This is a genomic window from Alteromonas sp. NFXS44, assembly GCF_040148705.1.
In the GTDB taxonomy this organism is placed as follows: Bacteria; Pseudomonadota; Gammaproteobacteria; order Enterobacterales; family Alteromonadaceae; genus Alteromonas.
Window position 1 is genome coordinate 154,791 of sequence record NZ_JAGDEA010000008.1, and the last position, 19,659, is coordinate 174,449.

The 19,659-nt window shown below is 48.3% G+C and carries 15 protein-coding genes and 4 tRNA genes; 4 read left to right on the forward strand and 15 right to left on the reverse strand.

The window, feature by feature from the left end:
* Positions 1 to 54 precede the first annotated feature (54 nt).
* The 7 genes from J3369_RS11750 to dnaQ all read right to left on the reverse strand — a co-directional run bounded on the left by J3369_RS11750 (position 55) and on the right by dnaQ (position 2,809).
* Positions 55 to 131 (reverse strand) — tRNA-Asp (locus J3369_RS11750).
* Between the two features lie 23 nt (positions 132 to 154).
* A tRNA-Asp gene (locus tag J3369_RS11755) sits at positions 155 to 231 on the reverse strand.
* A gap of 25 nt (positions 232 to 256) precedes the next feature.
* Positions 257 to 333 (reverse strand) — tRNA-Asp (locus J3369_RS11760).
* A gap of 30 nt (positions 334 to 363) precedes the next feature.
* Positions 364 to 440, reverse strand: a tRNA-Asp gene (locus tag J3369_RS11765).
* 16 nt (positions 441 to 456) lie between these two features.
* Entirely contained in the window at positions 457 to 651 is a 195-nt protein-coding gene (locus tag J3369_RS11770) for a hypothetical protein (protein WP_303573947.1), read from the reverse strand.
* 29 nt (positions 652 to 680) lie between these two features.
* Complete coding sequence (locus J3369_RS11775) at positions 681 to 2,117, reverse strand: TIGR03503 family protein (protein WP_349586994.1); 1,437 nt, start codon at positions 2,115 to 2,117, stop codon at positions 681 to 683.
* Positions 2,093 to 2,809 carry a DNA polymerase III subunit epsilon gene (dnaQ, locus tag J3369_RS11780; protein ID WP_349586997.1) on the reverse strand — a complete coding sequence of 239 codons (717 nt, stop codon included), beginning with the start codon at positions 2,807 to 2,809 and terminating at the stop codon, positions 2,093 to 2,095. The genes J3369_RS11775 and dnaQ overlap by 25 nt, the downstream gene beginning before the upstream one ends.
* Before the next feature lie 139 nt (positions 2,810 to 2,948).
* Between dnaQ and rnhA the strand changes: the two genes are divergently transcribed.
* Together rnhA and J3369_RS11790 are read left to right on the forward strand one after the other, a co-directional pair.
* A complete protein-coding gene (gene rnhA, locus J3369_RS11785) occupies positions 2,949 to 3,413 on the forward strand; it encodes a ribonuclease HI (RefSeq protein WP_349586999.1) in 465 nt (154 codons plus the stop codon).
* Positions 3,414 to 3,509: 96 nt separating this feature from the next.
* Positions 3,510 to 4,262, forward strand: a complete 753-nt coding sequence (locus J3369_RS11790) for an SDR family NAD(P)-dependent oxidoreductase (protein ID WP_349587002.1) — start codon at positions 3,510 to 3,512, stop codon at positions 4,260 to 4,262.
* 7 nt (positions 4,263 to 4,269) lie between these two features.
* Here J3369_RS11790 and J3369_RS11795 read toward each other — a convergent pair whose 3' ends face one another.
* From J3369_RS11795 to J3369_RS11810, 4 genes are all read right to left on the reverse strand, one after another.
* Entirely contained in the window at positions 4,270 to 5,433 is a 1,164-nt protein-coding gene (locus tag J3369_RS11795; protein ID WP_349587005.1) for an alpha/beta hydrolase-fold protein, read from the reverse strand.
* Between the two features lie 440 nt (positions 5,434 to 5,873).
* Positions 5,874 to 6,719 (reverse strand): hypothetical protein, encoded by an 846-nt coding sequence (locus J3369_RS11800; protein ID WP_349587008.1) that lies wholly within the window; start codon positions 6,717 to 6,719, stop codon positions 5,874 to 5,876.
* Between the two features lie 688 nt (positions 6,720 to 7,407).
* The gene (locus J3369_RS11805) at positions 7,408 to 7,914 is read right to left on the reverse strand and encodes a GyrI-like domain-containing protein (protein WP_349587011.1); all 507 of its coding nucleotides are present in this window, start codon (positions 7,912 to 7,914) and stop codon (positions 7,408 to 7,410) included.
* Complete coding sequence (locus J3369_RS11810) at positions 7,914 to 8,891, reverse strand: NAD(P)H-quinone oxidoreductase (RefSeq protein WP_349587014.1); 978 nt, start codon at positions 8,889 to 8,891, stop codon at positions 7,914 to 7,916. The genes J3369_RS11805 and J3369_RS11810 overlap by 1 nt, the downstream gene beginning before the upstream one ends.
* Positions 8,892 to 9,024: 133 nt before the next feature.
* Here J3369_RS11810 and J3369_RS11815 point away from each other — a divergent pair, with 133 nt between their 5' ends.
* Complete coding sequence (locus tag J3369_RS11815) at positions 9,025 to 10,218, forward strand: class I SAM-dependent rRNA methyltransferase (protein ID WP_349587017.1); 1,194 nt, start codon at positions 9,025 to 9,027, stop codon at positions 10,216 to 10,218.
* A 20-nt stretch (positions 10,219 to 10,238) separates the two neighbouring features.
* On the opposite strand, the gene J3369_RS11820 is transcribed toward J3369_RS11815, so the two are convergent.
* The 4 genes from J3369_RS11820 to J3369_RS11835 form a co-directional block, all read right to left on the reverse strand.
* Positions 10,239 to 10,541, reverse strand: coding sequence for a PilZ domain-containing protein (locus J3369_RS11820; RefSeq protein ID WP_119501548.1), 303 nt, complete (start codon positions 10,539 to 10,541; stop codon positions 10,239 to 10,241).
* Between the two features lie 182 nt (positions 10,542 to 10,723).
* Positions 10,724 to 14,569 carry an ATP-dependent RNA helicase HrpA gene (gene hrpA / locus J3369_RS11825; protein ID WP_502877445.1) on the reverse strand — a complete coding sequence of 1,282 codons (3,846 nt, stop codon included), beginning with the start codon at positions 14,567 to 14,569 and terminating at the stop codon, positions 10,724 to 10,726.
* Between the two features lie 129 nt (positions 14,570 to 14,698).
* Complete coding sequence (locus tag J3369_RS11830; RefSeq protein WP_349587024.1) at positions 14,699 to 15,724, reverse strand: AraC family transcriptional regulator ligand-binding domain-containing protein; 1,026 nt, start codon at positions 15,722 to 15,724, stop codon at positions 14,699 to 14,701.
* The gene (locus tag J3369_RS11835) at positions 15,721 to 16,620 is read right to left on the reverse strand and encodes a GGDEF domain-containing protein (RefSeq protein WP_349587027.1); all 900 of its coding nucleotides are present in this window, start codon (positions 16,618 to 16,620) and stop codon (positions 15,721 to 15,723) included. The genes J3369_RS11830 and J3369_RS11835 overlap by 4 nt, the downstream gene beginning before the upstream one ends.
* Positions 16,621 to 16,944: 324 nt before the next feature.
* Here J3369_RS11835 and J3369_RS11840 point away from each other — a divergent pair, with 324 nt between their 5' ends.
* Entirely contained in the window at positions 16,945 to 19,638 is a 2,694-nt protein-coding gene (locus tag J3369_RS11840) for a TonB-dependent receptor (protein ID WP_349587030.1), read from the forward strand.
* Positions 19,639 to 19,659: the final 21 nt, after the last annotated feature.

The following is a 19,659-nucleotide window of genomic DNA, read 5'->3' on the forward strand; positions in this document are numbered from 1 at the left end:
GGGATGCAAATGACCAACAGAAAGCGTTGAAAAACAGATAACTTTAGAGGAAAGTGGCGGAGCGGACGGGACTCGAACCCGCGACCCCCGGCGTGACAGGCCGGTATTCTAACCAACTGAACTACCGCTCCACTGGGATATTGTGTCTCTTGAATGGCGGAGCGGACGGGACTCGAACCCGCGACCCCCGGCGTGACAGGCCGGTATTCTAACCAACTGAACTACCGCTCCACACAAGAGAATGCGCGAAACTAAATGGCGGAGCGGACGGGACTCGAACCCGCGACCCCCGGCGTGACAGGCCGGTATTCTAACCAACTGAACTACCGCTCCGAAGAACCATATTAGTTTTGCTATTGAAAGTGGCGGAGCGGACGGGACTCGAACCCGCGACCCCCGGCGTGACAGGCCGGTATTCTAACCAACTGAACTACCGCTCCACTTTTTTCAATTTTTTCAGCAGCTTGCAGATTCTTTATTGAAGTCTCTGCCCTGACTGCGGCGCAGATAATACGTATTCCCTATGGTCGAGTCAACGGTTTTTTTAGATAAAATGTGCCAACATACATCGTTTGCCTGATTATTCGCCATAATGATGTAATAACCACCGTATACCATGCTGGCAGGGCCTGCAAACCGTGTTTCAGCCATGTAAGTCATCTGTTGAAAACGACACTGTCCTATTTTTTTTCTGCGCTGTCAGGCTTCTTCTTTTTAAATTTCGACAGTAAACCAGCCAGCAAGCCCGGCTTTTTCTCTTTATCTTCTGCGCCTGTAGTAGCCTGAGGCGCTGCCGGAGCAACCGCAGGTTTTGCAGCCTTTTTCCGCTTCCATACAATAAAGCCTACAATGAGCACACCAATCAGGATTATCGAGCCGTTTACCACTGCAATAAGCATGATCATTGTGCCGTCATCCATTCCGGGCTCTTCCGGTGGCAGTTGTACAGACGGCATGGATGGCGTGTCTTTTAATAATGCCGCTTCAAGATCCCCAGCTCCACCTGTTACAGGCGCTTCGTCACTCTCTTCGCCGCCGGTTTCGCCTAAAAATGTATATTCCGGCACATCGAGGATCACGTCCCTGCCATCGGTGGTGCTCGCGTAAGCAGTGATCTTTACTCTGAACAAACCGTCTTCATAGGCAAGGAGCCGGTGTAAGCGGGCTTCAGATGAAGGTTCAGTAATGGAAAAGTTCTGAATATCGCCGTTGGGAAACCTGACCTTTCCGTCTATTAATAACGATTCAATATCAATCTGGTCACGCACCACATCAATATGTAAATCGTGGTAACCCTGTTGTCCGTCATCCAGTGTTTCACTCAATACCACAGGGTTCGGGTGTAACATGATAACCGGATCAATTTGTTCACGGGAAAACATGGGAGTGTCCACGGTGAAAACAGGACGCCACTCACCGGAAGGGATTGCCAGATTAAACTGACCGGTGAACACGCCATCTTCCGGCGCTTCGTCCATGCCCCTGCCATTATCTTCAAAGGTGGCAATGAGTTCGTCTTTCGCGCCAAAGTTATCAAAGTTCGGATTATTGGTACTTTTGAGTTCGATGGACAAATCAACCACTTCACGAAAAGCCGAATAATCAATGGGCTTGCCACCATTCGTCAGATAGGCGGTTTGTTTGAGCACTTCACCCGAGAATATAACTGCCGGCAGAGGATCGGCATGAAGCTCAATGCCTGAAAGTACCATCACCCGGCTTTCCGGTAACACCTGCCCCACAGCCTGCCAAGGTCCCGGCACCGGATTTTTTATCTTAATCATGTCGAAGGTATCATCGTCATACCATTCCACATTATTTTTTTCAGCCTGAGAGGAGAATATCTTCGAGCCGTCGGGTCGCACCAGAACCACGGGTGCAGAACCAAACTCACGGAAGAAAACCATGGTTACTTCGTCCACTTCATGATCAATGCGGAAGCGGTTACGAAGCAAAAGAATAGAATTTTGATAATCGTCACCCAGTGCGGTTAACGCACTGGTGTCTACGGCCGGTTCATCACCGGCCTGCTGTGCTGACAGCGAAAAACTGCCGGCAATAAAAAATAGCCAGATAGAAGTTAAAAAAGGAATTAACTTTCGGGAGTTGCTCGCCACAAACACTTTCCACCGCTCTTTTGCACAATATCCAGTCGTGCTTCATGTTGTTCTAATTCATCGGCGGAGGCGCGGATAACCTTTAATTTATTTCCGTTTCGCTGGATACGCCGGATCCCCTGAGTATCACCGCTTCCTTCGCTGTTCTGGCCGGCAAGATTCAGTTTTGTCTGGCCACCGGTCATCAACAGATAGACATCAGCAAGAATTTCGGCATCCAGCAAAGCGCCGTGCAGTTCCCGGTGACTGTTGTCTATACCGTAGCGCCGGCACAATGCATCGAGGTTATTTTTCTGCCCCGGGTGCATCTTTCTGGCAAGGGATAAGCTGTCGAGCACAGAACAAATTTCGTGAGTTTTGACCCCGGCAGTGGGAGCATTCATACCGAATTCGTGATCCATAAAGCCGACGTCGAAGGCCGCGTTATGAATTACCAGCTGGGCACCGGTGATAAAGTCGATAAAGTCCTGCGCCACGTCTGCAAACAAAGGCTTGTCTGCCAGAAATTCATTGGTAATCCCGTGAACTTCAATCGCTTCCTGTTCAACAATTCGCTGAGGGTTGATGTATACATGAAAATGATTGCCGGTAAGTTTGCGGTTAACAACCTCAACACAGCCAATTTCAATGATACGGTGACCTTCTTTAGGTTCGATACCCGTGGTTTCTGTATCGAGCACGATTTGACGCATGTCTGCAACACCTTGTTTTATCTTATAGTTGCCGGGTGCCCCGCGAATTTCAGATTTTCGCTGGCACAGGCGGTTTCAGTTCTTTAGTATACCAGGACATTATCACGGAAACACATTTCTGACGTAAAAAAGGCCCTTCATGGCAAAGAAAAAAATCGCGATATATACCGATGGTTCCTGTTTAGGCAACCCCGGACCAGGCGGGTATGGCGCACTGTTGATATTCGGAAAACACAAAAAAGAAATCAGTGAGGGTTTTAATCAAACCACCAATAACCGCATGGAACTGATGGCCCCCGCTGCTGCACTGGAATGTCTGACGGAACCCTGCTTTGTAGACATTACCACCGACAGTCAGTACGTGAAAAACGGCATTAACCAGTGGATCAAGAACTGGCGCAAAAACGGCTGGCGTACTGCAGACAAAAAACCGGTCAAGAACGCAGATTTGTGGAAGCGTCTGGACGAAGCCGTAAAGAAGCACGATGTGGACTGGCACTGGGTTAAGGGCCACTCCGGCCATCCGGAAAATGAGCGGGTTGATGATTTAGCCCGTGAAGCTGCCGGCAGTCCTACGCAGGACGATACCGGCTTTTCCGGTTAATTCACCGGTGCAAATAAAACCTGGCGGATAAATAGATGATTATCCTTTTGAACGCAACACCTCAGGCACGTATTTTGAGTAACGCAGGGTAAATTCATGGATGATTCAAAAATCGTTTTAGTCACTGGTGGTAGCCGCGGTATTGGGGCTGCTACTTCTAAATTGTTTGCCGCAAAAGGATATACGGTTTGTATCAATTTCAAGTCTAATTTGGAAGCGGCTGAAGTTTTAACTCATGAGATTAACACTTTGGGTGGTCGTTGCTTTGCCGTTCAGGCCGACGTCTCTCAGGAAGCCGGTGTAATGCGACTGTTTAAGCGAATTGACGATGAACAGGGATATTTATCAGTTCTTGTAAACAATGCGGGCATTTTGCGTCAGCAATCGCGGCTCGAAGAGCTGACGGCCGAAAGAATCAACAGCATTTTGACTAACAATGTAACCAGTTACTTTCTTTGCTGCCGGGAAGCTGTGAAGCGCATGTCGACACATCGTGGCGGACAAGGAGGCACTATAGTAAATGTCTCATCGGGTGCCTCCCGTACCGGTTCGCCGGATGAATATATCGATTATGCAGCTTCTAAAGGAGCCATTGATACTTTAACCAGAGGCCTCTCATTGGAAGTCGCCGCTGAAGGCATTCGGGTAAATTGTGTCCGTCCGGGTTTAATAAACACAGACATGCACGCTGACGGCGGTGAACCTGAAAGAGTTGAGAGATTAAAGAGCATTATTCCCCTGCAACGCGGCGGTGAACCAGAAGAAGTGGCAGAAGCCATCTATTGGCTCTCGTCTGACAAATCTTCATTCTCGACAGGCAATTTTTTAGACCTTTGTGGCGGGCTTTGAAAGCGAATTAATTCGCTTTCTTTGTGCCTTTCACTTTGTTTTCTAAGCGCTCTACATTCTCAACAAAATAATCGTAGTAAGGAATATCTTCTGTAGCGACAGCCAGTGCTTTTTTCGCATAGGTCAGCGCTTCCCTGAGCTTATTTTGTCCTTCATAGCCATATGCAACACCGGCAATAGCATCAGGGTTTTCAGGGTGATGGGACATATTATGCTTATACAACTTCATCGCTAAATGAGGCTTTTTCTGCCAGTCAAAGTAGTAACCTAACTCCCGAACCACGTTTTCAGGTGGTGTCGGGTCGATACCCCATTGTTCACCTAAACGCCGGTAGTAATCGTCGATATCCTGCATATCTGCAGTCACTTTCTCACGGGGAAACGCTTTGCTCATGAAAAATGATTGATATGCGTTAAAAATGCCAGCCGCCGATGTCAGCCCATGAGAAACGCGCGGGTGCTCGTTTACCACAATATTTAAATGAGGGTTGCCATGGGTTGAAAACGAAGTTAACAGCTCGTCATAGTAAGGTCGCATTGGTAGCCCTTCGTTACCCATATTCATATAAACATAGGCAGATTCAGACGGTTCAGCAGAAAGCCACTTTTCGGTTCGTTCCACCATCGCGCCCGCGTTCCACCAAACCGCAGGACTATAAGCGATATGTGCATCAAAAAGGCCCGCTCGTTGTTGCATGGCATACAAACTAAACACACCGGCAGCCGATGCCCCTGAAATAATACGGGTCGAATGTGTGTGATACCGTTTTTCAACATCGGGGATGAGTTCCTGCTCAATGAACGCAAGAAATTTTTTAGCCCCGCCGCCAATGCCAACAGGGCCATTTCTGTCCTGATTCACAGTGGGATACATGTCGCGGAGTCTGTCTGTATTTTCAACCGCCACGATAATAACGTCGGGGGCTGCGTCAGCATCTTTTAATCTGCCCAGAACCTCTTTCATGAGAGGAATATTCTCAGCTCCATCAAGCCGGTAAATAACCGGGTAATTCTGTGATGTGGTGAAATAATCCTCAGGTAGCAAAACCTGATATTGCCGCTGTTCGCCAAGTACCTTTGAATCTATGTCCACCACTTCATAATCATTTGCCAGACCCGGAAATGATGAAACAAGCACTGCTGCAGAAAACAACCATTTGAAATACTTCATACTTATCCTTGTAATTTTTCTTCTACCTTAACAGCTTATCGGTGCATGTGACGGGTTTTCTGGCATATTATTTTCGTAGACGTTTACGTGAACACCTTTCTGTGAGTATGTAAGTGTATTGTATCGATGAAATGCCTGCATTTGATTAAAGGAGACTTTAAAAGCGATTCAGACAATCGATCCTTAGAGCGAGAAAGTGTCCCGGCTTCATGCAACCTGTTGCGGTATTCAACGAATTACCTAAGACCGCGGTAAATTAGCGAGTGATGCACTTCGGAGTTGAATTCGCGTAAAATCCAGAATCAAAAGTGGTTGTAAGACAAAAACTGTTCGGGGTGGATAGAAATTACAGTCACGATAATATCTGACTAAAACGTAATGCCAGTCGTTTAACTGACTGGCATTACTAGCGAGGGCTACGTAAACCACTACTTTTTTAATTAATTTCCTGTATTCTTGCAGCCTGTAGGTATATCAATTCCACAATCAGTAATAGTGACTACTCCTGTTCGCTGCGGTGGAATTTGATACGACAGCGGGTTAATTTGCCCATTGATAGCTGAATTTCTAAATAGGTCTGATACTGATATCCTCAAATTTTTTAAATCCTCCGCTTTAAAAGGAATATCGTTGCCGTTGGAGTCGACAACTTTATCTATGGTCGCTCTCATAGACAAGTCAGCTAAAACCTCAATATCTATTTCCATGTACCCTCCGGCTTCTAAAGGGACTCTGTAAGTATTCGATATTTTTGATACATCAACTAGATTAAAAGCGCTAGCCAACTGTCCCAATAGTTGAGCAATTGTCTCAGTTTGACCATCAAAAGTTTCGGACAAGAATGATTCAACCCTATTTTGACAGTATGCGCAGTTAACGACTTCCCAAGATTCTCCAATCACTTCTTTGGGGATTTCAACGCTTTCCACAGAATGTTTATATGTACTAAGGGCCTCTCTTAGATTGTCCATGTACTTTTGGTCTGCGGAACATGTTCTATTATCTTGACTATAAGTAACCCAGGCCCCTGAAGGGCCGGGTCCCCCAGGTAATGATATGTATCGCCACCCAACTGAATAAGTTGAGATTTGATATTTGCCTAAATCAATAACATTCACTCTAAAAAATTCGCTTGAGCCTCGTTGCGTATTTTCCCTTGCCCAAGTATTCGCCGTATTCAAACGCTGAGTGGCACTACAGTTATTACATTCAATATACTCATCGGCTAAAGCTTGATTAGTTAAAGCAAAAATAAAAAGCAGACCGAAGATAGACTTAATTAACATTCATAATATTCCTTTTACTGTAAATTAGACTATAACTATAACAATAATGATAACCATTCTCATTGTCAATTTGGTTGTCTGTTCTAGTTCCCGTGAACTTAGAAACTTAGGTTTCATCGTAGTTATAATTAATGAACTGCGTGATGCCGCCTAATTTAGCGAGTGGTGCACTTCAGGTCTTATTACTCCAGATGACAGGACCAATACACTCCGGTTATTCATGGACTTATTAACCGCGGTACTTCAATGTCAGAAACAATAGATCCCATTTGGCTGCATTCGGGAGGCGATACTGATTTATGGCTATTAGGTGTCCCCCCAACTCCTTTCAAAAACTTCAGAGTAATCCTTTTCGAGAATGTCCATTAGTTTAATAGTAAGTTTTGTGAAACCTTCTCCTACAACCCAATCCCGCCACGCAGACATTGGACTTACTGATGATTTAAAGTGTTCGTCCAAACGACACAGATCGATGAGGTTAATTAATTCTTAGTGAGAAGTCTCCAATCGGATTCCATCAAATTGCTTTTTTCAAACTATCCCGAAATCTGCTTTTACCCACAAGCAAAGTTGGCTAAGGCAAACATGCTAAAACCATTAGACTGCAATTCACTCTTTGTCACCGCGTAATCATCAATGTGTCAATGACCGCTTTACGTACAAATCGGTCGTTCGGAATCAATCGACCTTATGAACGCACCGGCAAATACACCCTGTTTTTCGCCTCTGCCATGGGCACATCCGGGTAAAAGCGCAGTCGTTCTATGAACGGTGGGAATTGTTCAAAGTGCCAATCATAACCCCCTTCGCCAATAACCTGTTCAATGCGCTGCTGTAACTTTCCGTCACTGCCTGTTTCTATCCAGCTTAAACAATGCAAAGCTGGAATATGAGCTTCAGAAACACCCAGAGAATTCGGCGCAATATCTTTGTCATGCTCTGCTGCAATACCGAAGGTAAAAGCCGCAGGTTCAGTATTGAGGGGGTCTGAATAAAAGATGTTAAACGTCCGGCTTTGAGAAGGCGGCGAGCCATTCAATTTTCGCCATTGAATAAAAGCACCAACGGAAGCCATCAGCGTTTGCGGTGAACCTCTGTGAAGAAGCTGCGCCAGCTTTACACCTTCAAACTGAACTAAAGCAGGTTCCGGCTCATTCATAGCGGTACTGTCTGTAGTCTTACTAACCAACTCCATTACCACTCAACAATGATTTTGCCGCGACTGTCATTGGCTTCAAGGCGGGCATGAGCAGTAGCGACATCTTCAACTGGCAACACGGTATCTACGTTCACAGTGAGCGTACCGTCGTCAAAGCCCGGCAGTCCGTGTTCGCAGAAATCTCGGATCAAATCAGCCTTGTAAGCGTCGCTGCGGTTTCTGAGCGTTGACCCCTGAATGCGGGCGCGTTTGCCCAACATCAATGCCATGTCTAACTTGTCTGCGAAACGCCCTGCCAGCATGGCTAAATAAACGATGTGCCCGTCTTGCGCGAGTACTTTAAGGTTACGGTTCAGGTAATCCCCTGCCACAAAATCGAGCACAAAGTTTACGCCTTCCGGCCAGGTGTCTTTCAAAACAGCAGCAAAATCCTGTTCTTTATAATTAATGGTCAGGTTCGCCCCCATATCACTGCACTGTGATAATTTATCTTCAGAAGACGCGGTGGTGACTGTGGCAATGCCTTTCAGTTTGCAAAGTTGCAGCGCAGCCAGGCCTACACCGCTGGCACCGGCGTGAATAAGGGCTTTATCCTGAGGTTGCAGGTTACCAATGGTAAACAGCGCCTGCCAGGCGGTAAGAAACACCTCCGTGAGCCCTGCTGCGTGTGTCAACGACATGCTCTGTGGCACCGGCATCAGATGACGTGCATTTACCGCCACATATTCAGCGTAGCCGCCACCCGCTACCAAACCGCACACCTTATCACCCGTTCTCCATTGAGTGACATCATCGGCAACGTCAGTCACTACCGCGGAAACTTCCAGTCCGAGAATGTCGCTTTCACCCGGCGGTGGCGGATATTTTCCCTGACGCTGCAAGGTGTCGGCGCGGTTTACCCCGAATGCATGCACTTTAACGAGCACCTGGCCACTGGCGATAGCAGGCGTATCCGTTTCACTGATCTTCAAAGATTCCGGCCCCGCGCCCTTGTCAAAATCGATATATCGCATCGCTGTACTCCCTCGTTTGACGATCTGAATTCAAAGATACCTATGGTCGTCACAAATATTCGGTTCAAAAGTCGCGCCGGATAATGAGAAAAGCTATACTGCGCGCCACTTTCATCTAAGGGTTATCATAACAATGTCTGCCACCGTCGTCTTACAACCTCAACGTGATAAATCACTGCGCCGTCGTCATCCCTGGGTTTTTGCCAGTGCCGTTGCCACGGTTAACGGACGTTGCCGCAGCGGAGACACTGTTGATGTGCTAAGTGCAGAAGGTGACTGGCTGGGCCGCGGAGCCTGGTCTCCTGAATCCCAGTTACGGGTTCGCATGTGGACCTTTAACAAAGATGAACCGGTAGACAATGTCTTTTTTGTTCGTCGCCTTTATACTGCCCTCACCCTCCGTGAAAACCTGGTGATAAACGACAACACTAACAGCTATCGCCTCATCGCATCAGAATCTGACGGATTGCCCGGCGTGACTATCGACGTGTACAACACGGTGATTGTCGTGCAACTGTTGAGTGCCGGTGCTGATAAGCAACGTGACAAGATTGTGTGGGCACTGAAAAAAGTGCTGCCGGGGAAAGACATTTTTGAACGCAGCGATGTGGATGTGCGTGCAAAAGAAGGACTGGAGCCACTGGTGCAGACGCTTCATGGCGATCCGGAACCGGTGGTCACAATTCTGGAGAATGGTATTCAGATTCAGGTAGATATTCGCAATGGCCATAAAACCGGTTTTTACCTTGATCAGCGTGATGCCCGCGCAGCGGCCGGGCGCTATGCCAGAGATAAAGATGTGCTGAACTGTTTCAGCTATACCGGCACGTTTTCGTGCTACGCGTTACAGGGCGGCGCGAAGCATGTCACCAATGTGGATGTGTCTGATCCGGCGCTTGAGCTTGCGGCAAAGCATCTTGAAATCAATGGTCTCGACAATGCCCGTTGCGACATGGTGAACGGCGATGTGTTTCAGGTTCTGCGTAAGTATCACGAAGAGCAACGACAATTTGACATGGTGATCCTGGATCCCCCCAAATTTGTCGACAGCAAAGCATCACTGGGCCGCGCATCACGTGGCTACAAAGACATTAACATGTACGGTATGCATGCGGTGAAATCAGGCGGTTTACTGCTGACGTTCAGTTGCTCAGGCCTGATGCCGGCGGATTTATTCCAGAAGATTGTGGCCGATGCCGCGCTGGATGCCGGTAAGACAATTAAGATTGTTGAACGCCTGACTCAGGCCAAAGACCACCCTGTCATTGGCACGTATCCGGAAGGTTATTACCTGAAGGGTCTGGTGTGTGAAGTAACTGATCTTTGATCAGTTACTTCATGAGTTAGTTACTTCATTTCTGAAATTTCTACACCAATAATACAGCTGGCGTCTGTCTCAGGCACACAGCGAACCACGGTTGCAATGGCCGACAAGGACGGGATCTGAGAGCTGTTGGAGTCGATAGAAACGTTAACCTGCGTACCCACTTCAATGGATGGCTCTTCAACTTCCAGAGACATGCCTGTGGCACTGATATCTTTACATACTGCCTGATGAGTACGGCTGGATTCTTCGTCGTTAATCTGTACCTGGCAAGGCGAGTTAACCATCATCCTGAAAAAATTACGTTTATCGTCGTATCCTAACATGTCTTACTTCTCCCAACCTCTGGTAGCAACCTCGTAATATACTTCATCACTTATAGGACGACACCCCGGTGATGTCAACTGAGATCGCCGAAGAGTCACCGAAAGTTTGATATGTGGTCTAATATCAACGTATATCCATCACGCTTTTTCGCGATATCACATACCTTTACGCGACTTTTTTATTAAAAGTTTTCCAGCGCACTTAAAACTCTTTTTGCTGATACCGGATAGGCGGTGCCAAGTTGCTGGGCAAACAGAGAAACACGCAGTTCCTCAATCATCCAGCGGATCTCAAGCAGCTCAGCAGGTGCCTTATTCTGCGGGTATTTATTACAGGCTTTATTAAACGCAGTCACCACTTTTTCAATGGTTTGCTGATGCATGCGGTCTTTATTCGGGTCAATGGGCAGCTTTTCCAGGCGTCGCGCCAGTCCCTTAATGTAGCGGTTCCAGTCCGGCAACCTTCCGCGACCTAAATCCGAGACAAAACCCGGATAAACCAGTGTAGACAAATGTTGTTTCACATCGCCGAGGGCACTGACCATGTTGAGCGGCACATTACCCTTCATTTGCTTCTGACACTGGTGCGCGAGAGTAAGACCCTCTTCCACCTGCCCGGCTATGTCCAGCACCACATCATTAATTTCAGCTCTGACAAAATCGACGCACTGTTTAAAGGTTTCAGCGTCACGTATTTCAATACCTTGTGATTGTTTAAAGGTGTTGGCCAAATCATCAATACCGGCCAGTATACAGTCGTCAATGAGCGCTTTGATCTGGCCGAAAGGATTAAAATACAAACCCAGTTTTGCTTTGTTCGGCAATTTACTTTGCAGATAGCTGAGTGGCGACGGCATAGCATTACGGATCAGCACGTTGACGCCATCCTGATGTTGTTGTTTCGCTTTTTCAGGCTCGTCCACCAGTACTATATCAACTTTGTCACCACGGCGGACCAGAGCGGGAAACGCCTGTACTTTAAAGCCCCCCATCTTTTGCGTAAAGGTTTCCGGCAGCTGTTCAAAATCCCAGCTTTCCAGCCCTTTGCGCTCAAGTTCCGGCGTTGCAGCCTTTTCAAAGGTGGCTTTCACCTGCCCCTGACATTGCTTCTTCAATGCTTCCAGATCATCACCACGGGCGATCACCTCACCTTTGTCGTTAACCACAGCAAAGTGCATTTTGAGATGCCGTTCAAGCTGAAACAGCTGCCACTCTTCTTCTTCCACAATAACGCCTGTCATACGGCGCAGTTTGTCAGACAATGCCTGTAAAAGCGGCACCGGCTGACCGTTCTTGTCAAAGGCGCTGATATCTTCAAGGCAGGCTTCTGCATAATTCGGTGCAGGCACAAAATTTTTGCGTAAACGTTTTGGCAGGCTTTTAATCAGGCTGACAATCAATTCGTGTTGTAACCCGGGCACCAGCCAGTCAAACCCCTTATCTGATACCTGATTTAATATGGGCAACGGAATGGTTGCTGTTACCCCGTCATCTTCGGCATTGGGCTCGAAATGGTAACGTAGAGGCAGCGTAATATTGCCCTGCTTCCAGACATCGGGAAAGGCGTTGGCGGTCTTCGCGCCAGGCTGCTGGCGGTACACATCCTCTTCGGTGAAGGCGAGAATGTTCTTGTCGGATTGTTTTTGCCACCACTTTTTAAACGCGGCTTCGTTATTAACATCCACCGGTAAACGCTGGGCATAAAAGGCCACCAGCGCTTCTTCGTCAACCATGATGTCCCGGCGGCGGGTTTTCTGCTCGAGTTCATCGACCTGATCAAGCAATGCCTGGTTATCTGCCAGTACGCTGTTAGTCAGTTTGGTATCACCTTCAATTAACGCGTGACGGATAAACAAATCCTGAGACACGTGCGGATCAATCTGACTGTAAACCACAGCCCGCTTCGGGATGATGGGCAAGCCAAACAGGGTGACCTTTTCAAAAGCCACCACAGCGCCGCGCTTTTTAGACCAGTGAGGCTCTGAATAACTGGACTGGGTCACATGCTTTGCCAGAGGCTCCACCCATGTCGGGTCAATCTTCGCATTCATGCGGGCAAACAGGCGCGACGTTTCCACCAGCTCTGCCGCCATGATCCACTTAGGTTGTGATTTTGCCAGGCCGGAGCCCGGGAAGATCATAAATTTTGAATTACGTGAGCCGAGATATTCCCGCTCTTTGTCTTTCATGCCCAGGTGCGACAACAAACCGCTGCAAAGCGCCTGATGTACTGACTGAAAATCAGCATCCTGCTTGCTGATCCCCAAACCGATTTCCGCTACAGATTTTTTAAGCTGGCTGACAATGTCCTGCCATTCACGCATACGCAGATAATTGATGAACTGCGCTTTACACCACTTGCGCAACTGATTATTAGACAGCGCAGCTTGCTGTTCTCTGAATGACTGCCACAAATTAAACAGACTGATAAAGTCTGAGTCTTTGTCACGGTATTCGTTATGTTTTTCATCTGCCTGCTGACGTTTTTCCTGTGGCCGCTCACGGGGATCCTGAATAGATAAACCGGCGGCAATCACCATGACTTCCCGCACCGCATTCGTGCGCCCGGCTTCGATGACCATACGGGCATAGCGGGGATCAACCGGTAAGCGGGCAATTTTGCGGCCCATGTCCGTTAACTTTGGCTGGCCTTTACCCCGCTTAATCGCCTGAATTTCTTCAAGCAACCTGAAGCCATCGGTGATATTGCGGCTGTCCGGTGGCTGAACAAACGGAAATGCGCCGATATCCCCCAACCCCAGCGCCAGCATCTGCAGAATGACCGATGCCAGATTAGTACGCAGAATTTCCGGATCGGTAAACGCCGGACGACCAAGATAATCTTCTTCACTGTATAAGCGGATACAAATCCCGTCTGATACCCGCCCGCATCGTCCGGCCCGCTGATTCGCAGACGCCTGAGATACCGGTTCAATGGGTAAGCGCTGCACTTTGCTGCGGGCGCTGTACCGTGAAATACGCGCGGTCCCCGGGTCAATAACGTATTTAATGCCCGGCACCGTTAACGAGGTTTCCGCTACGTTGGTGGCCAGCACTATGCGCTGGCCACTGTGAGACTGGAAAATACGGTTTTGTTCTGCTGCCGACAATCTGGCGTACAACGGGACGATTTCAGTGTTCCGGTATTGCTGCTTCTGCAGAGCATCCTGGGTATCGCGGATATCCCGCTCACCACTTAAAAACACCAGAATGTCACCGGGCGCTTCCCGTTTAAGCTCATCAACAGCCCGTACAATGGCATCAGTCTGATCGTTGTCATCTTCCCGTTCTTCAGGATCGTGATAACGAATTTCCACCGGATAGGTTCTGCCGCTCACTTCAACAATCGGCGCGTCATTAAAATGTCTGCTGAAACGTTCAGGATCGATGGTCGCCGATGTAATTATAAGCTTAAGTTCGGGGCGCTTATCCAATAGCTGACGTAAATACCCGAGGAGGAAATCGATATTGAGACTGCGTTCGTGGGCCTCATCAATAATGATAGTGTCGTACTGATTTAAAAAACGGTCCTGCTGCATCTCCGCCAGCAACATACCGTCGGTCATAAGCTTGACGTAACTGCTGTCGCTGACCTGGTCTGAAAAGCGGATTTTGAAACCCACTTTTTCACCTAACGGTGTATTCAGTTCTTCAGCAATACGGCTTGCCACGCTGCGGGCAGCCAGTCGCCTTGGCTGGGTGTGGGCAATCATGCCGTCCACGCCCCGGCCCAACTCCAGGCAAATCTTCGGAAGCTGGGTGGTTTTTCCCGAGCCGGTTTCACCCGCAACAATGACCACCTGATGAGAAGCGATAGCCTGTTTAATGTCATCTTTTTTATCACTGACAGGTAACGGCGGATATTCTATAGCCGGCAAATTCTCCGCCCGCCATGCACGTTTCGCTTTTGAAGCGTCAATACGCTGTATAACATCGCTGATGGCATCAGCCGCCTGGTCAGACTGAGATTTGAGCAACCCGCTGAGTTTTTGAATGCGACGGCGTAAAGGAAAACGATCGGCCAGCATACACAATGACAACTGGTCGTATAATGAAGAAACAGAAGGCGCGGCTGGCTCAGAAGACAAGACTCTTTCCTTACTACTGCTGGGACATCGAAAAAAGAGGAAGAGTCTACCATAAAGCCGTTATGTTGTTTAACGGCTTCGCAATTCGCCGGGGGTTAAACCTGTCCAGCGTTTTACTGCCCGCCGGAAATTTGTAAGGTCGGAAATGGCAAGCCGCAACGCACTCTCTTCGTTAGATAACCGGCAAATTTGTAACAGGAATATGACCTGCTCCCGCCGTACATCATCAACCAGCGCTGAAAACGTGCAGTGACAAGCTTTTAGTCTTCGCTTCAGTGTGGCCGGGCTGATATCCAGCGCTGACGCGAGGTCTGTAGCGCAAAGATGGGGGTTACGCATAACTGCATTACGGATAAAATCCGGCAGCTGTACACCGCTGATTAAGTGCTTTTTATAGTGAGTAACCGATGCTTTCAGCAAATAGGTATCGTAATGCAAAAAAGGCTTCTGTAAGGATACGTTATCTACCGTCATGTAGAAACAGGGAGAATCGAAATGCAGGCGCCGGCCGAGGTGCATTTCAAATTCAGCGATATGACGGGGGCGGGAAAACGGAAAATGAAAACTCAGTGGCAGTCTCTGACCGCACCATTGTTTCGTTAACGCGATGAATGCGGAACAGACCATGAGTGATGCAGCATCGAACGCTTTATGTTTGCCGGCACTGTCCCGCAGCGTGATCACTATACCCTGCGGCCTTGGGTATACGCCAAACGACACTAACGGCGATATGTGAGATGTAAAGCGACGCAAAATCAGTAAAGCCTGCCTCAGGTTTTTACTGTATCCCATGGCTTTGAGGACACCACTATACTGTGATGTTGCCAGTGCCTGCCCGGCCTGAAAGGCAAAATCCCGCACACCGGCGTATTTATCGGCATTCAGCACCAGGGCTGCTATCTGTAACTGTGAAAAAGCACGCTCCTGCATGAGGTCTGTGTCGAAAACACCGGTTCCCCGAAGCACCTTGTTTTTATCTGCCCCTTTGGCACACGCCACATTAAGCAGCGTCTGGCAAAACGGCAATGCGCTGACACACCGGGTTTCCGTATTCAGCAAAGGCTCTGAAGATAAAGAATGACCCGGCTGTTTCATGCTGCCTGCGTATCCTGATGATTTAACTGGTCCTGCAGATCTGACAACAACTTGTCGCTGTCATGGTGTTCATCAAACTCTGCAACAGCCGTACGGACAGACTGAAACAAGGCCGTTGTATTGGCGCCGCTTTTAAATGCCAGACAATGTACAGAAGTTTGAATATCGCCGGCAATCCGGCGGGCATCCTGACGTGCCGTATCAGGCATTAAGATCACGAAGCGGTCTCCAGCATAACGGCAAACGAGATCTGACTCACGCACATGCATGACCAGCAAGCGGGCGATTTCCTGCAAAAACCGGTCACCTTCCGCATAACCGTGGGCTTCGTTAAACCGCGAGAAGCCGTTTATGTCAATCATGATGGCACTGCCTCTGCCGCCCTGCTGCTTCAGGTCAGTGAGCCGTTCCTGCCAGTAATCCGCCAGATAGAGTTGCGTGACGCTGTCTATCTGCCCATGATTACGTAAAGCCCACTCTCTGCGCTGCAATTGCCTGTTCAGTGCTTTCTGCTCGTCGTGCCAGCCCAGCAATCCGGCTGTCATGATCACCATACCAAAAGCAGCCGGCATAGACTCCAGCATGCTTAACCAGTCTGAAGCTGCGGAGTAAGTGAACATTTCATCCAGAAAATCGAGCAATGCAGTAAAAGCAAAACAGTTCAGGCCTGCCACCAGCAAGGTGGTTACCCTTCCGGGTGGCCTGCTGGCAATAGCAGCAATAATCCAGGCAAATGCGAACAGCATAACGCTGCCCTCGCCGGTGACATCCAGCCAGGCAATCTCATCAAATGGCTTTAACTGTCCATGGGAAAAACTTAAATATAATGCAATGCACTGAGCGCCAATACTGGCACCAATGAGATGACTTTGCCGGTAACGATAAACCGCATTCATAACCTGTAATAACCTTAAATCAGACGGGGAAGTGATGATTTACCCGTTTTATTTCTGTAGTAACAGGGTCATTTTGGCTCACCAATGTGACAGTCAGGTGATCATTTGCTGCGTCAATCTCCCCGTCATTGCAAAAAATCAATTAACATCAATGGGTTAGCTTAGGGTCAAAATGGCTCACCATTTTATTTTTTTCAATAATAAATAATAAAATCAGGTGTTTATGACAGTCGCTGTCATCATGCGGTCACAAAATTGTCATTAACTCTTTCTAGCGTAGCGGCCAGTCACTTAACACAACGTTATAAATTCAGGAATGCACTCATGCTTCGTCTTTCAAAATTGACCACTCATTGTTTAGCTGCGCTCAGCCTTTCTACTGCTGCGTTGTCAGTGAATGCCGGAGAAATTGCCGGACAACTGACAAACGAAGACAACTCCCGTGTTTTTGCGGGTGCTCAGATCACACTTAAAGAATTAAACCTTGTTACCGAATCCCGCAGGGACGGTTCGTTCCGGTTCCCTTCTTTACCGGCAGGTGCATACACGCTTCAGGTTAGCTATCTGGGCGCGCAACCTGTCACAGAAGTGGTAAATGTAATGGAAACAGGCATTGTTTCTCCTGTTATTGCACTGTCTGATAATGGCAAAGCCATCGCCGATATTCTGGTGAAAGGACAACGCAGCGGTCAGGCGAGTGCCATTAACCAGCAGCGGGTATCTGATCGCATTTCATCCATTGTCTCTGCCGACGCCATTGGTCAGTTCCCTGATCAGAATGCCGCTGAAGCATTACAACGCTTACCGGGTTTGTCGATTGAGCGGGATCAGGGTGAAGGTCGCTTTGTCGGGATCCGCGGTATCGATCCTAACTTAAATAACGTTACCATTAACGGGCTTAACATCCCCTCTCCAGAGGCCGGTGTGCGCTCTGTGGCACTGGATGTTATCCCGTCAGAACTGATCCAGACCCTTGAAGTATCCAAATCTGTCACTGCAGATATGGATGGTGACGCTATCGGTGGTGCCATCGAAGTGAAAAGTGTCAGTGCCTTTGATTACCAGCAGGACACGGCCAAACTGACAGTGCAGGCCAGCCACAATGAACTGGTAGATAAAACCAGTCCGAAATTGTCTGGCAGCCTGACACACAAGTTTAACGAATCCTTTGGTGTTGCCGCTGCGCTTTCATGGTTCGAACGTGATTTTGGTTCCGACAATATTGAAAGCAACGGCGATGATGAACTGGAACAGCGTGACTACACCATCACCCGTGAGCGTTTAGGCGCTGCGGTCAATTTCGATTTCCGTCCGGACTTCAACAATCAGTATTTCCTGCGCACCCTTTACAGCGAGTTTTCTGACAACGAGTATCGTCAGGCAAACATTTTCACCTTTGATGGTGAAGACTCTGAAATTGCCAGAGAAAGCAAAGACAGATACGAGACGCAAACGATTATGACCGTGGCGGCCGGCGGTGAACACCAACTGGATACCTGGGATATCAACTGGCAGCTGGGTTATGCAAAGTCTGAGGAAGACGAACCGGATGCCCTTTACTATACGTTCGTTCAGGATAATGACAGCATCAGTGCTGACCTCGACACCCGCATTCCGCAGCTCACCCAGAATGCAGAAGCCATGCAACTGGCCAATTATGATTTAGACGAAATCAGCTTTGAAGATAACTATATGAAGGATAGCGAGACGAGTGCAAAAATTGACTTTGTCCGCGGTATTACCTTAGGCGATTATCAGGGCGAGTTTAAATTTGGTAGCAAATACCGCAGCCGTGAAAAAGTGAATACAAGCCAGATATCCATTTATGATGGTGACTTTGATGGCATCACAGGTGAAGGATTTGCAGCAGCTTCTCCGGATTGGAATCCAGGTGATTTTGGCGACGGACTGGACAGAAACGCACTGCGAAATAACTTCAACAGTAACCGCAGTGCTCTTGAGCTGGCCGAACTGGACTCAGAAGTTGAGTCTAACGGGGCGTCTTATGTCAACAATGAAGATATCTTCGCGGCCTACGCCATGGTAACAGCCGACATTGATGCCCTCCGGGTAGTTGCCGGTTTACGTTATGAGCGCACGGACTTCAGCACTGACGGTATGCGGGTTGAACTGGTCGAAAATGAAGAAACGGACGTTGAAGAAGTGATCAACACCGCCTGGAATGCGGATCGTGATTACGATAACTGGCTTCCAAGTGTTAACCTCAGATACGACCTGAATGACAAAGTCGTGTTGCGCGGTGCATTTACACAAACTATCGCCAGACCTAAGTTTGAAGATGTAGCGGCATACCAGATCATCGAGAGCAAAACAGAAGAAGACGGCGACAGCTTTGTCACCGCACGGGAGGCCGAAGTGGGTAACCCGCAACTTAAGCCTTACGAATCTACCAACGTAGACCTGTCTGTTGAGTATTATCCCGGCGCAATCGGTGTGCTGTCTGCCGGTTACTTCTATAAAGACATAGATAATTTTGTCGTATATGCAGACGTAGCCGGTACAGAAGACTGGCAGGGCTATGACGAAGTGGTACAGCCTGTTAACGGTGAGTCTGCAAGCTTACACGGGCTTGAGCTGTCGTGGGTAAAAGCCTTTGATAACGGCTTTTTAATGTCAGCGAACGGTACGTTCTCGTCCTCTGATGCCACGACCCTGCTTGACGGTGAAACATTTGAAACAAGTCTGCCCAACCAGTCAGACACGGTGGGTAACCTTACGTTAGGCTACGAAAACAACCTGGTCAGCCTGCGTCTTACTATGACGTACAAGAGCGAGAACCTGGAAGAAATCGATGGCGATATGCTTCGTATGGAAGACGATCACCACCAGCTTGATTTCTCAGGCAAGTATTACATCAATGATGACATGTTGATTTATTTCAACGGCATTAACCTGAGCGACGAGCCTTACTACCACTATTTCGACCAGCGAAACCGCAATGCGCAGTACGAAGAATACGGCCGTACATTTGAACTTGGATTTACCTGGCAAATGTAACCTGCAGACACCGTGGTGCGG